This is a genomic window from Nostocoides sp. F2B08, from assembly GCF_009184895.1.
Lineage (GTDB): Bacteria > Actinomycetota > Actinomycetes > Actinomycetales > Dermatophilaceae > F2B08.
Genome location: NZ_WESE01000001.1, coordinates 642392 through 656443, shown reverse-complemented (window position 1 = coordinate 656443; position 14052 = coordinate 642392). Strand labels below are relative to the sequence as shown.

The following is a 14052-nucleotide window of genomic DNA, read 5'->3' as shown; positions in this document are numbered from 1 at the left end:
GACCGACCCGCGGTCCCCTCCGTAGGGCACACTCGTGGTATGCGCAACGTCCCCGTTGAGCCGCTACCCCTACAGCGACTGGTCGACATCCTGCCGCCGGACCAGGGCCGGAGTCTGTTGGAGGAGGCGGATCGGGCGCGGGCGGAGTTCGGTGATCGGGTGATCTGGCACGTCAACGCGACCGCGCAGGGAGGCGGCGTCGCGGAGATGCTGCAGACGCTCCTCGCCTACGGACGCGGCGCCGGCATCGAGAATCGCTGGCTGGTCCTCGACGGTGAGCCGGAGTTCTTCACCGTCACCAAGCGCATCCACAACCTTCTGCACGGCGAGCCCGGCGACGGCGGTCCGCTCGGTGCGGCGGAGCACGAGGTCTTCGAGAGGGTGCTGGCCGACAACCTGACGACGCTGCGCACGGTCGTCAGCCCCGGTGACATCGTCATGCTCCACGACCCCCAGACGGCGGGGCTCGTGCCCGGGCTGCAGGACCTGGACGTCCATGTGGTCTGGCGGTGCCACGTGGGACGTGAGGTACCGAACGAGTGCACCGACCTGGCATGGGGCTTCCTGCAGCCCTACCTGGAGGACTGCGAGTCGTTCGTGTTCTCGCTGGCGGAGTACGCCCCAGACTGGGTGCCCCCTGGTCGGCTCGTCGTCATCCCGCCCTCGATCGACCCCTTCACCGCCAAGAACGCCGATCTCGACCCCGAGACCGTGGAGGCGGTCCTCGCCCAGGCCTCCCTCGTCTCGGGGGCCGACCCGGACGGCGACGTTCAGTTCACCCGCCGGGACGGGTCCACCGGCACGCTGTGGCGACACACCGGCCTGCTCGAGGACGACTCCGAACCTCCGCCGCTCGACGCCCGCCTCATCGTGCAGGTGAGCCGCTGGGACCGGCTCAAGGACATGGTCGGCGTCATGGACGGCTTCGTCCGGCTCGCGCAGACCGGTCGGCACGGCGACACCCATCTCGTCCTCGCCGGCCCGGCGACGGCCGGGGTCAGCGACGACCCCGAGGGCGCCGAGGTGCTCGAGGAGTGCCGGATTCGCTGGCAGGCCCTGCATCCCGAGCTGCGGCGCCGGGTGCACCTGGTCTCGGTGCCGATGGAGGACGTCGACGCCAACGCGCTCATCGTCAACGCCCTGCAGCGGCACGCCTACGTCGTCGTCCAGAAGAGCCTCGTCGAGGGTTTCGGCCTGACCGTCACCGAGGCGATGTGGAAGGGCCGTCCGGTCATCGCCAGCAAGGTGGGCGGGATCCGGAGCCAGATCGTCCACGGACGCGACGGGCTGCTCATCGACGACCCACACGATCCCGGCGAGCTCGCCGAGGCACTCGACCGGGTCCTCAGCGATCCCGATCTGGCCGCCCGGCTGGGCCGCGCCGCCCGGGAGAGAGTGCTCGCCGACTTCCTCGGTGGCCGGCACCTCGAGCAGTACGTCGAGCTGTTCGCCTCGCTGGTCCGCGGGACCGAGCCGCAGGGAGACTGAGCCGCCCAGGACCGAGCCGCAGGGAGACTGAGCCGCCGAGGACTGAGCCATTGAGAGCGAGCCGCCGCTCCAGCCGAGGTCGATCCCGTCCCCGCACGACCACGTAGCCTGCCCACATGCCCGAAGGTCACACGCTGCACCGGCTCGCGCTCGCGCTCGAGGAGGCCTTCGCCGGCACCCGCCCGCGTGCCACGAGCCCGCAGGGCCGGTTCGTCGAGGGCGCGGCGATCCTCGACGGGCGGTTCCTCGAGCGGGTCGACGCGTGGGGCAAGCACCTGTTCCTCACCTATGCCGATGACGTCATCCTCAACGTCCACCTCGGGCTCATCGGGGTTTTCGACGTGAGCCGGCACGGCGGCCCCGACCACGTCCCACCACCCGTCGGGGCCGTCCGGCTGCGCCTGGAGGGAGAGACCCACGTGGCGGACCTGCGAGGCGCCACCCTCGTCGAGATCGTCACGCCCGAGGAGCTCGACGCCACGGTGGCCCGGCTCGGCCCCGATCCCCTGCGGGCCGGGACCGACGGCAACGACCCGGAGCGTGCTATCGCGCGCCTGGCCCGGACCGGCCGCACGATCGCCGAGGCCCTCATGGACCAGTCGATCGTCGCGGGCGTGGGGAACGTCTACCGCTCCGAGGTCCTGTTCCGGCACCGGGTCAACCCGCTCCGTCCCGCGCGGGAGATCCGGCCGGCGACCTTCCGCGCCATCTGGGACGACCTCGTCGCGCTCCTCCCACTCGGGGTCGCCTTCGGCCAGATCATCACGATGGAGCACCAGGTGGAGCAGGCGCAGGACCTCCTCGCAGCCGCGCAGGGGGAACCCGAGCCGCTCCCGGTGGACGCGGGCGGGCCGGGAGAGGCGACCACCGCATACCCGCCGCGTCGTCCGACTCTGGTGCGCTGGCAGGGCGCCGCCGAGGGCGAGCGCGGCCGGCGTCCCGCCTACGAGAGCGCCAGCCCGTTCCCGCGGGAGTACTACGTCTACAAACGCGCAGGGGCGCCGTGCCATGTGTGCGGATCGAAGGTGCGAACGCAGGTGGTGGCGGGCCGGAACCTCTTCTGGTGTGGGCGCTGCCAGCGCCGGCGCTGAGGCCTCTCGGGGGACCGAACCGCTGAGACGGTCGCCACTGAACATTGCCCTGGACGCCCGCCCCCGCAAGACTGTGCGCGTGAGCACACCCTTCCCATGGCGCACGGCAGGCCCATCCGTCCCGCCGGCACCACGGGTCCGGCGGGTCGGACGGCGCGCGGTCCTCGGCGCCGCCGCCGCGGCCCTGGCCGCGTGCAGCGGCGACCCGGAGGCTCCCCCTTCGAGCACGACGACCACGACGACGCCCGCGCCGACTTTCTCCACGGCCACGGGTGAGCAGCGGGCGCTGACCTGGGCGACCTGGCCCGACTACATCGACGTGGACGAGGAGGGCGGCCGGCCGACGCTCGCCGCCTTCACCGCGCAGAGCGGCGTGCCGGTGACCTACGAGGAGGTCATCGAGGACAACGACGAGTACGTCGACTCCGTGCGCGCCGACCTCGAGGCCGGTGAGCCGATCGGGGCGGACATCGTCACCCTCACGACGTGGATGGCGGCGCGGCTCGTGCAGGACGGGCACATGCAGCCGTTCGGCCCCGGTGAGAGCGCGGACCGGATCATCCCCGCGCTCGCCGCACCGGCGTGGGACCCCGAGCAGGCATACTCCGTCCCCTGGCAGGCGGGCCTGACCGGGATCGCCTACGACGCCAGGGAGGTGGACCGCGCCATCGGGTCGGTCACGGAGCTGTTCACCCGCGAGGACCTGCGCGGCCGGGTCGGGGTGCTCAAGGACTACAGCGACACGGTGGGTATGGCCCTCCTCGCCAGCGGGGTGAACCTTCCCGCCGCGACCGAGACGGACGTCGCGGACGGCATCGCCCGGCTCGCCGAGCTGCAGGAGCAGGGAACCTTCGCCGGCTTCTACGGCAACGAGTACCTCGACGCCCTGGAGGACGGCTCGGTCGTCGCCTCGCTCGCGTGGTCCGGCGACATCCTCCAGGCCCAGGTCGACAACCCCTACCTGAAGTTCGTCGTCCCGGAGGAGGGGCTGGTGATCTGGGCCGACAACCTCCTCGTGCCGGCCGGCTCGGTGCAGTCGGAGGCCGCGCGACTCCTCGCCGACTACTTCTACCGCCCCGACGTCGCGGCCACGGTCGCGGCCTGGGTCAACTACATCTGTCCCGTCGTCGGCGCCCAGGAGGCCATGGAGTCCCTCGACCCCGACCTCGCGGCCAACTCACTGATCTTCCCGGACCGGACCGTGCTCGACCGTTCCTTCCAGCTGCCCACACTCGAGGGTGACGCCGAGGACACCCAGCGCGCCGCCTTCGCCGACGTCGTCGCGGCAGGTGGTGGGTCATGACAGACCAGAGCACGCGACGCGGCCGCCACGCCTCGGCCCGGACGACCCGCGACCCCCGGCTCGTCGCCGTCCTGCTCGTCGTCGCGCTCGTCGCGGTGGTCGGTCTCGGCGTGCTCGTCACCTGGGTTGCCGGGAGGGACGCGGCCGCGAGCGCGTCGGACGACGTCGCGGCGGCCTCGGCGGAACCGCTCGAGTGCGAGGAGCCGATCCGGCTCGACGTCGTCGCCGACCCCGCGGTGTCGGGCACCGTGACGACCGTGCTCGAGGACCTCGAGTGTGTCGACGCCCGGGTCTCGGCCCAGGCCTCCGACGTCACGGCCGACGCGGTCGCCAGACCGGAGGGGGTGGGACTCGGAGGCGCGCTCCCCGACGTGTGGATCCCCAGCTCGTCCCTGTGGGTCGCCCAGGCCCGCTCGACCGAGGCCGGTGCCGCGCGCGTCGCGCAGGACCCGGTCAGCCTGGCGAGCAGCCCCGTCGTCCTCGCGGCGGCGGCCGACGCAGAACCCGGGGAGGGATGGTCGGGCTCCGAGGCCGACTGGCTGCAGCTGATGGAGGGCGGGTCGGTCCGCGTCGCCTCCGGAGACCCACGAACGGACGCCCCAGCCCTGGCCGCGATGCTCGCCGCGACGTCGGGCGACCCCAGCCCCCAGACAGTGGCGGCGATGAGCGCAAAGGTGTCCGTGCCCGCCTCGCAGGGGCGCAGCCCCGCCCAGATGGTGCTCGAGGACGTGGCCGACGTCATGCCGACGTCCGAGCTCGACGTCATCCGGACCCAGGAGTCCGGTGACCGGCAGGGCACGCTGCGCAGCGCATACGACACCCGGCTGGGGGCTCTCGACTTCCCCCTTGTCGTCGTCACCGGCGAGGAGTCGGACAGTGCGGAGGGCTCCGCTGACGACGTGGCGGCCGCCGCCGAGGTCGCGCGTGCGGAACTGCTCGGCGAGGAGGCCGCCGCGGCCTTCGCGGCCCTCGGCCTGCGCACCGGCGGTGGGGAGCTCGACGAGCGCTACCGGGACGGGTACGGCGTCGACGCCCGGGCGCGCGAAGCAGAGGCGGTCGTGGCCGACGGCGTCACCGCGGGGCTGGACGCCTGGGCCGTCGCGGGTCGGCGGGCCCGCATCCTCCTCGTCGTCGACCGCTCCGGCTCGATGCGTCGTCCGCTTCCGGACGGCACCGTCCCGAAGTCGGCCCTCGCCCGGGACTCGGTCGTCCAGGTCGTCGCCTCGGCCTCACCCGACACCGAGCTCGGGCTGTGGTCCTTCACGACGGACGGCGACGAGGCCGAGATCGACCGCCTCGCGCCGATGGCGCCGCTGTCCGCACAGTCGACCGGAGCCACCCACCGGGAGCGGCTGACGACCGCCGTCACGGGACTGCAACCGAGGGCCGTGGGCGACACCCCGTTGTTCCAGGTCGTGCTCGACGCCTACGAGGAGGCGCAGGAGAACTACGCCTGGGGCCGGCTCAACGCCGTCGTGGTCGTGACCGACGGTCGCAACGACCACCCGAGCGGGACGCTCACCGAGGACGAGACCCTCGACCAGCTCCGGCTCCTCTACGACGGCATGCGGCCGGTGCGCATCCTGGCCCTCGGTTACGGTCCCGAGACCGACCTCGAGGGGCTGACCAGGCTCGCGGACGTCACTGGCGGACAGGCCTTCCAGGGGCTGACCGAGGCGGAGGCCGCGACTCTGCTCGAGCGCACCCTTCCCGAGCTGTAGCAGGCCGCGCGGTGGGGATCTCCGGCTGCGTGGGTCGAGCTGTCGGGGAAAAGCGCTGGCGCCGGGCACCTGCGGTCGAGCATCGTGGGTGATGTCTCGCCGCCGACCGGCGACGAGGTGACGGTATGCGCGGGTCGGCGCCGCGCATACCCGCCTCTCGGCGGCCCATCGACCGGGGAACAGATCCCCCGTGGGTGGCGTTGAGGGGACAGTTCGCATCGCGGCGGCGCCGAAGGCCGCGGTCCAGATCATCAGGCAGTCGTCCTCGCTGCGGGGTCCGCACCCCAGGAGGACACAGATCCCTCACGGTTATGACACGAGTGGTCGGGTAGTCCGTTCACCGAAGTAGCATCGAAGGGTCTCGAGACGTCAGGAGTGAAGCAATGTTCGAGCGGTTCACCGACCGGGCCCGACGCGTGGTCGTCCTCGCCCAGGACGAGGCACGCCTTCTCAACCACAACTACATCGGGACCGAGCACATCCTGCTCGGGCTGATCCACGAGGGGGAGGGCGTTGCGAGCAAGGCCCTGGAGGGCCTCGACATCAAGCTGGAGGCCGTGCGCGAGCAGGTCCAGGAGATCATCGGCCAGGGCCAGCAGGCGCCGACCGGTCACATCCCGTTCACGCCCCGCGCCAAGAAGGTCCTCGAGCTCTCGCTGCGCGAGGCGCTCCAGCTCGGCCACAACTACATCGGGACCGAGCACATCCTCCTCGGCCTGATCCGCGAGGGGGAGGGCGTCGCCGCCCAGGTTCTCGTCAAGCTCGGCGCCGACCTCAACCGGGTCCGTCAGCAGGTCATCCAGCTCATCTCCGGCTACCAGGGCAAGGAGGGCGCTCCGCCCGCCGGGGTCACCGCCGGCGGCGCGCAGGAGGGCACTCCGTCCGGCTCGACCGTGCTCGACCAGTTCGGCCGCAACCTCACCCAGGCGGCCCGCGAGGGCAAGCTCGACCCCGTCATCGGTCGCGAGAAGGAGATCGAGCGGGTCATGCAGGTGCTCTCCCGCCGCACCAAGAACAACCCCGTCCTCATCGGCGAGCCCGGCGTCGGCAAGACCGCCGTCGTCGAGGGACTGTCGCAGGACATCGTCCGCGGCGAGGTGCCCGAGACCCTCAAGGACAAGCAGCTCTACACCCTCGACCTCGGCGCGCTCGTCGCCGGAAGCCGTTACCGCGGTGACTTCGAGGAGCGCCTGAAGAAGGTTCTCAAGGAGATCCGCACGCGCGGCGACATCATCCTCTTCATCGACGAGATCCACACCCTCGTCGGAGCGGGTGCCGCCGAGGGCGCCATCGACGCCGCGAGCATCCTGAAGCCGATGCTGGCCCGCGGCGAGCTGCAGACGATCGGTGCGACGACGCTGGACGAGTACCGCAAGCACATCGAGAAGGACTCGGCGCTCGAGCGCCGGTTCCAGCCGATCCAGGTGATGGAGCCGACGCTGGCCCACACCATCGAGATCCTCAAGGGTCTGCGCGACCGCTACGAGGCGCACCACCGCGTCTCGATCACCGACGCGGCCCTCGTCAGCGCCGCCACGCTGGCCGACCGCTACGTCAACGACCGGCACCTGCCGGACAAGGCGATCGACCTCATCGACGAGGCGGGAGCGCGCCTGCGCATCCGCCGGATGACCGCTCCGCCGGATCTGCGCGAGTTCGACGACCGCATCCAGAACGTCGTCCGCGAGAAGGAGGCCGCGATCGACGGCCAGGACTTCGAGAAGGCCGCTCGCCTGCGCGACGACGAGAAGCGACTGCGCCACGAGAAGGCGCAGCGTGAGGCCGAGTGGAAGTCCGGCGACATGGACGTCATCGCCGAGGTCGACGAGGAGCTCATCGCCGAGGTGCTGGCCGCCTCGACCGGCATCCCGGTGTTCAAGCTCACCGAGGAGGAGTCCAGCCGACTGCTCCACATGGAGGACGAGCTGCACAAGCGGATCGTCGGCATGGACGACGCCATCAAGGCGCTCTCGCAGGCCATCCGGCGCACCCGCGCCGGCCTGAAGGACCCGCGCCGCCCCGGTGGGTCGTTCATCTTCGCCGGCCCGACCGGTGTCGGCAAGACCGAGCTGGCCAAGACGCTCGCCGAGTTCCTCTTCGGGGACGAGGACGCGCTCATCCAGCTCGACATGTCCGAGTACTCCGAGAAGCACACCGTCTCGCGACTGTTCGGCAGCCCGCCCGGATACGTCGGCTACGAGGAGGGCGGCCAGCTCACCGAGAAGGTCCGGCGCCGTCCGTTCTCCGTGGTCCTCTTCGACGAGGTCGAGAAGGCCCACCCGGAGATCTTCAACAGCCTCCTCCAGGTGCTCGAGGACGGCCGCCTCACCGACTCCCAGGGTCGGATGGTCGACTTCAAGAACACCGTCATCATCATGACGACCAACCTCGGCACCCGAGACATCAGCAAGGCCGCGATGGGCTTCTCGGCCGGGCCGGACACCCGCTCCGACTACGAGCGGATGAAGGCCAAGGTCCAGGACGAGCTCAAGCAGCACTTCCGTCCCGAGTTCCTCAACCGCGTCGATGACGTCATCGTCTTCCCGCAGCTGACCCAGCAGGAGATCGAGACGATCGTCGACCTCGAGATCGCCAAGCTCGGCAGGCGGCTCAAGGACAAGGACATGGGCATCGTCCTGCAGCCGGCGGCCAAGTCGTTGCTGGCCAAGAAGGGCTACGACCCGGTCCTCGGCGCCAGGCCGCTGCGTCGCACGATCCAGCGCGAGATCGAGGACACCCTGTCCGAGAAGATCCTCTACAACGAGCTGCGTCCCGGCGACGTCGTCACGGTCGACGTCGAGGGGGAGGGCGCCGAGGCGACCTTCACCTTCGTCGGCAGCCCACGCGTCCCGGACGACCTGCCTCTCGTCGAGGCGGGCACCGGCACGGGCGACTGACCCGACCGACGCGAGCGCCGCATACCCCATCGCGGGTATGCGGCGCTCGCCGTTTCCCGGCGGGCTACGGGAGTGCGGCGGCCGGGGTCGGTTCCGGAGCGGGACGGCGCCGGGTGCGGCGGCGCACGGCGACGGCGAGGGCGACCGCGGCCAGCACGAGGAGAACGACACCGGCGACGATGGCGAGCCCGAGGCGGGTCGCCCAGCCGGCCCGCTCGAGGGCGAGTTCGGACGCGGCCACCGAGGCGTCCATCTCGTCCAGGGAGATGTTCTGCTGGGCGGCGTCCACCGTGGGCTCCAACCTCAGCACGGCGGACCCGAGCCGTCCGAGTGGCCCGCGGTCGGCGTCGACGGCCGCGCGCGCCTCCTCGTACCGCTGCAGGGCGTTCGTGGCGGTGGCGATGGCCGCAGCCGCCGCATCGAGCTCCTGCTCGCTGTCGGCGTCCTCGTAGCCGCTGCGGATCCGCTCCGGGAGCTCGGTTCCGCTGCGCTCGGAGAGCTCCTGTACGGTGGCGGCCCCGGCCGGCAGCTCGGCCCGCTCGGCCATCAGGGTCATGGCCTGCGGATAGTCCCACTGCGCCATGGCGGCGCGGACCCCGAGTGGCGGTCCCCAGGGAGCGGCGGCCGCGAACGTCGTGTATGCGGTGGTCGCCTCCGCCCGGTCGGCGAGCCGAGCGGCGTCCTCGTCGGTGAGCACCCACCTGACGTACAGCGACTGCGCGGAGCCGTCGGCGATCGTCGGCGCGTCGTGGGACGCCAGCATGTCGAAGAACGTCGTCGTGCGCAAGGCCCCGCCGGACAGGCTCCTCCGGCCCGGCAGGTCCCACGGGCTGCTCGCGTTGACGACGTCGGCGATCAGCGCGTGCAGCTCGTCGTCCTCGAGTCCGGCGACGAGCGCGGTGACGACCTGGTAGCTCGCGGGGTAGGCCCACCCGTCGACGTCCGTGCCACGGAAGCCCGGCGACTCGTCCCAGGTCTGCAGGGGGACGGCGGCATCGTCCGTGGCGTCGACCTCTGCGGGCCGGGTGAACGTCCCGTCGGTCCGCGCGGCGGTCTCCTCGGCCAGCAGCTCGGCGAGACCCTCGGAGAGCCAACGGTCCTCGATCGTCGACGTGTTGACCCACGCGTGGGCGAGCTCGTGGAAGAGAACGCCGTCGTCGAGGCCCTCCCCGAGGACGATTTCCCGCTCCGTCGTCGAGTACCACCCCTCGAAGCCGCGGACCTGGCTCCCCGAGTCCTGCCGGATCCGGTCGATCTCGCCGGGCCACTCCTGGCCGACGAGCTCGACGAGCACCGGGAGTCCGACATCGGCCCGCTCCTCGATGAAGTCCGCCCACTCGGGGTCGTTCGGGTAGGGCACCAGGACCAGGGGAACGCCGCCGACCGTCACAGGCCGACCCTCACCGACCTCGAGACTGCGGACCGACATGGTCGCGGCGAATCCCGGAGCGAGGTTGTCCTCGCGTGAGGTGTAGACGGAGGTTCCGTCGCTGCCCGGCGCCTCGGTGAACGAGCTCGCGGTGCTGTCGACGGTGAGGTCCTCGGGGACGACCACCTCGACGGTGTTCGAGCCGGGGTCTCCCGGCCCGAACACCGAGAAGGTCGCATACCCGGGTCCGATCCGGGTCGGGTCGTCGGAGCGGGGTGGCTGACCCTCGAGGGTGAAGTCGAGATCGATGGTGCGGCTGTCACCGAAGAGCAGGTCGGGGAAGCGGATCTGGTAGAGCCGGAAGCCGGTCTGCCCCTCGATGGGTAGTCGCTCGACGACGAGCTCCTCACCTCCGCTGACCGCCCGCACGTCGCGGGCCTCGGCCGGCAGGGGGATGCCGTAGGCGTCGTAGAAGAAGAACCTGACCCCACCGTCCTCGGTCGGCTCGTCGGGAGCGACATTGCGCAGCGTCATCCTGATGCCGGCGGTCACCTGTTCGGCCTCGAGGTCCACGACGTAGCGGCTCGTCGACGACACGATCAGTCCGGCGTCGGCGCCCGCCGGCGGCGCTGTGAGGAGGGCGGCGAGCAGGACGACGACGACTGCGACCGGCCCGGACAGGCGACGGCCCGCGCCATGCCGCCGGGCCCGGTCCGTCACGACTCCAGTGTGCCTGCCGCGCGGGTGCGGGTCGCTCATGTCGGCAGTGCGAAGTGGTCGTTCGGATGAGGTTCGACGAGCCCGTCGTGGATGAGCGTGGACAGGGCCCGCTCGACCTGGCTCGGCTCCGGACCCGCGTCGGCCAGCGCGGTCCGGGGGACCGGCGACAGGCTGTCGCGGAGTCGCTGCACGATCTCGCCCCGCACCTGGCGGTCGGTGCCCGCCCAGGCCTGGCCGCGACGGGGTGGACCCTCGTAGTCCGGGCGGCCCGCTGCGACCCAGCGACAGAGGTCGGCGACGGGGCACACGTCGCACTGCGGTGCGCGAGCGGTGCAGACGAGTGCGCCGAGCTCCATGACGGCGACGTTCCAGGTGGCGCACGCCGCGTCGTCCTCGGGCAGGAGTCGGGTCGCGAGGGCGCGCTCTGCCGCCGTGAGGCTGGGGGCGGCGTGCTCGTCACCGGCCATCAGACGTGCCTGGACCCGCCGGATGTTCGTGTCGATGACCACGGCGCGTCGCCCGAAGGCGAAAGCGGTCACCGCAGCGGCTGTGTAGGCGCCGACGCCGGGCAGGTCGAGCAGGTCGAGCTCGTCGGCCGGCACTTCGCCGTCGAAGCGGTCGACCATCGCCGTGGCTGCCTCGTGCAGTCGCAGGGCTCGCCGCGGGTACCCGAGGCGCTTCCAGGCCCGGACCGCCTCGCCGGGTGAGTCGGCGGCGAGGTCGGTCGGAGTCGGCCACCGCTCCAGCCACTCGCGCCAGACCGGCTCGACGCGCGAGAGCGGAGTCTGCTGGGCCATGATCTCGCTGACGAAGACGCCCCAGGGTGTGCAGTCCGGCGCACGCCAGGGCAGGTCGCGGGCGTGCTCGGCGTACCAGCTGAGGATGCGGTCGTGGAGCACGGCGTCGAGCGGCACGGCAGGTCTGGTCAGACGTAGCGGTCGAGGATGCTCGACTCGGCGAGCCGGGACAGTCCCTCCCGGACGGCGCGGGCCCGACCCTCACCGACCCCGTCGACCTCCATGAGCTCCTCGACGGTCGCCGAGAGCAGGCGCTGGAGGCCGCCGAAGTGCACGACGAGGCGCTCGACGATCGCACCGGGGAGCCGCGGAACCTTGGAGAGCAACCGGTGGCCCTGGGGGCTCACCGAGGAGTCGAGGGCGTCGCCGCTGACCGTGAAGCCGACCGCCCGTGCCACGCCCACGAGATCGAGCAGCTCGGTGGCGTCGAGCTCGGTCAGCGCGGTGATGGCCTCCTCGAAGGAGACCGCGTGACGGGCCTCGCCGAGGTAGTCCTGAAGGACCAGCGACAGGTCGTCGCTCAGTCCGGCGGTGAGCTCTTCGAGCTGAAGGCTCAAGAGACGCCCGTCGATGCCGAGCTGCAGGACGTAGTCGGCGATCTCCTCCCGGATGCGTCGGACCATCTCGAGACGCTGGAGGACGCTCGCGACGTCGCGGACCGTCACCAGATCCTCGATCTCGAGAGCCGACAGGGTGCCGGTGACCTCATCGAGGCGGTGCTTGTAGCGCTCCAGCGTCGCGAGCGCCTGGTTCCCCCGGGCGAGGATGTCGCCGCTGTCCTCGAGGACGACACGTCGGTGACCGATATAGAGGGCCACGATGTGCATCGACTGGCTCACCGAGATGACGGGGAAGCCGGTCTGCTTCGCGACCCGCTCGGCCGTCCGGTGTCGGGTGCCGGACTCGCTCGTCTCGATCGTGGCGTCGGGCACCAGCTGGGTGGCCGCCCTCAGGATGCGGATGCGGTCCTTGTCGAGGATCACCGCACCGTCCATCTTGCAGAGCTCACGAAGCCGCGTCGCCGAGAACTCGATGTCGAGGGGGAACCCGCCGGTGGCGATCTTGTCCATGAGGCGGTCGTGCCCGAGGATGATCAGCGCGCCGGTCCGGCCCCGCAGGATCCGCTCGAGGCCGTCCCGCAGCTCGGTCCCCGGCGCGACGGCCGCGAGCGTCGAACGCAGCAGCTCGTCGTCGGTCACGAGGTCCGATCCTATCCGCCCACACCCTCGGCGGAGAGGGCGGCGCGCAAGGCTGCGCGCAGGTCTCCCACTTCCGCGACGTGCAGCCCGGTCGGCACCGACACGGCCCCGACCGTGCCGGTGGGCACGATCGCGTGGGTGACACCGAGTCGCGCTGCCTCGGCGAGGCGCCTCCCGATCCCCACCGCGGGCCTGATGTCGCCCGACAGGCCGACCTCACCGACCGCGATGAGGCTGGGGAGGAGCGGTTGGTCCACCACCGCGCTGCCGATGGCGAGCGCGACCGCGAGATCCGCCGCGGGCTCGGTGAGGCGCACGCCACCCACCGTCGACACGAACGTGTCGTTGGCCCCGATCGGCGCCTTCGCCCGCCGCTCGAGGACGGCGATGATCATCTGTACCCGGGCCGTGTCCAGACCGCTCGTGGCTCGTCGCGGCTGGGACAGGGTGGACGACGCCACGAGGGACTGGACCTCGACCAGCAACGGCCGGCGCCCCTCGAGCGCGACCGTCATGCAGGTGCCGGGCACGGTCACCGACCGGTCGGAGGTGAACAGCCCGCTGGGGTCCGGGAGCCCGACGATTCCGACCTCCGACAGGTCGAAGCAGCCGATCTCGTCGGTGGGGCCGTATCGGTTCTTCACGGCCCGCACGAGTCGTAGCCGCGAGTGCCGGTCGCCCTCGAACTGGATCACCACGTCGACGAGGTGCTCGAGCACGCGCGGGCCGGCGATCGACCCGTCCTTGGTCACGTGCCCGACGAGGAGGACCGCCATGCCGCGGGACTTGGCGGCGGCGATCAGGGCCGCGGCCACCTCACGGACCTGGCTGACGTTGCCCGCCGCCCCGTCGACCTCCCCGCTGGCGATCGTCTGCACCGAGTCGACGACGACCAGGTCGGGCACCACCTGGTCGATCTGGCCCAGGACAGTGGCCAGGTCGGTCTCCGAGGCGAGGAACAGGCTCGCCGCCATCGCCTCGATCCGCTCCGCCCGCGCCCGGACCTGCGCCGCCGACTCCTCTCCGCTGACGTAGAGAACCCGGCGAGCCGTCCCGTCCTCGGACGACCCCCGCGCGGCGCGCGCGGCGACATCGAGCAGGAGCGTGGACTTGCCGATGCCCGGCTCGCCGGCCACGAGCACTACCCCGCCGGGGACGAGTCCGCCGCCGAGGACCCGGTCGAACTCGCCGACTCCGGTCGGTCGGGCGCGCGCCGACTCCGGGTCGACCTCGCCGATGGGTCGAGCGGGTATGGCGACGCGCGACGCCGACGTGGTTCGCGGTCCCGCGCTCGCCGCCACCTCGTCGACCGTCCCCCAGGCCTGGCACTCCCCGCACCGGCCGACCCACTTGGCCGTGCTCCAGCCGCACTCCGCGCACCGGAACCCCGACGCCCGCGAGCGAGCGGCGAGAGTCCGTCCGGCGACACCGTTCCCAGCCATGTCGACGACCTTAGGCGACGGGTCC

At 71.7% G+C, this 14052-nt stretch carries 9 protein-coding genes; 5 read left to right on the top strand and 4 right to left on the bottom strand.

Annotated features, from left to right (window positions below; all coding sequences use genetic code 11):
* The first annotated feature begins 39 nt into the window (after nt 1–39).
* From GA707_RS03010 to GA707_RS02990, 5 genes are all read left to right on the top strand, one after another.
* Entirely contained in the window at nt 40–1488 is a 1449-nt protein-coding gene (locus GA707_RS03010; RefSeq protein WP_152176896.1) for a glycosyltransferase, read from the top strand.
* A gap of 116 nt (nt 1489–1604) precedes the next feature.
* Nucleotides 1605–2579, top strand: a complete 975-nt coding sequence (locus tag GA707_RS03005; RefSeq protein ID WP_152176895.1) for an Fpg/Nei family DNA glycosylase — start codon at nt 1605–1607, stop codon at nt 2577–2579.
* 79 nt (nt 2580–2658) lie between these two features.
* Complete coding sequence (locus tag GA707_RS03000) at nt 2659–3882, top strand: spermidine/putrescine ABC transporter substrate-binding protein (protein WP_193315131.1); 1224 nt, start codon at nt 2659–2661, stop codon at nt 3880–3882.
* On the top strand, nt 3879–5603 hold the full coding sequence (locus GA707_RS02995) for a VWA domain-containing protein (protein WP_152176893.1): 1725 nt from the start codon (nt 3879–3881) through the stop codon (nt 5601–5603). Before GA707_RS03000 ends, GA707_RS02995 begins: the two co-directional genes overlap by 4 nt.
* A gap of 383 nt (nt 5604–5986) precedes the next feature.
* The gene (locus tag GA707_RS02990) at nt 5987–8500 is read left to right on the top strand and encodes an ATP-dependent Clp protease ATP-binding subunit (protein WP_152176892.1); all 2514 of its coding nucleotides are present in this window, start codon (nt 5987–5989) and stop codon (nt 8498–8500) included.
* Nucleotides 8501–8564: 64 nt separating this feature from the next.
* On the opposite strand, the gene GA707_RS02985 is transcribed toward GA707_RS02990, so the two are convergent.
* Genes GA707_RS02985 through radA form a run of 4 tightly spaced genes read right to left on the bottom strand, consistent with a single transcriptional unit; the run spans nt 8565 to nt 14027 of the window.
* Complete coding sequence (locus GA707_RS02985) at nt 8565–10589, bottom strand: hypothetical protein (RefSeq protein WP_152176891.1); 2025 nt, start codon at nt 10587–10589, stop codon at nt 8565–8567.
* Between the two features lie 35 nt (nt 10590–10624).
* The gene (locus tag GA707_RS02980) at nt 10625–11503 is read right to left on the bottom strand and encodes an A/G-specific adenine glycosylase (RefSeq protein ID WP_226963488.1); all 879 of its coding nucleotides are present in this window, start codon (nt 11501–11503) and stop codon (nt 10625–10627) included.
* 11 nt (nt 11504–11514) lie between these two features.
* The gene (gene disA / locus GA707_RS02975; protein WP_226963487.1) at nt 11515–12585 is read right to left on the bottom strand and encodes a DNA integrity scanning diadenylate cyclase DisA; all 1071 of its coding nucleotides are present in this window, start codon (nt 12583–12585) and stop codon (nt 11515–11517) included.
* 11 nt (nt 12586–12596) lie between these two features.
* Complete coding sequence (gene radA, locus GA707_RS02970) at nt 12597–14027, bottom strand: DNA repair protein RadA (protein ID WP_152176888.1); 1431 nt, start codon at nt 14025–14027, stop codon at nt 12597–12599.
* Between the last annotated feature and the right edge of the window lie 25 nt (nt 14028–14052).

Coding starts and splice junctions, on each gene's coding strand:
- GA707_RS03010 (WP_152176896.1), top strand. CDS start 40: ATGCGCAACGTCCCCGTTGAGCCGCTACCCCTACAGCGACTGGTCGAC.
- radA (WP_152176888.1), bottom strand. CDS start 14,027: ATGGCTGGGAACGGTGTCGCCGGACGGACTCTCGCCGCTCGCTCGCGG.
- GA707_RS02990 (WP_152176892.1), top strand. CDS start 5,987: ATGTTCGAGCGGTTCACCGACCGGGCCCGACGCGTGGTCGTCCTCGCC.
- GA707_RS02995 (WP_152176893.1), top strand. CDS start 3,879: ATGACAGACCAGAGCACGCGACGCGGCCGCCACGCCTCGGCCCGGACG.
- GA707_RS03005 (WP_152176895.1), top strand. CDS start 1,605: ATGCCCGAAGGTCACACGCTGCACCGGCTCGCGCTCGCGCTCGAGGAG.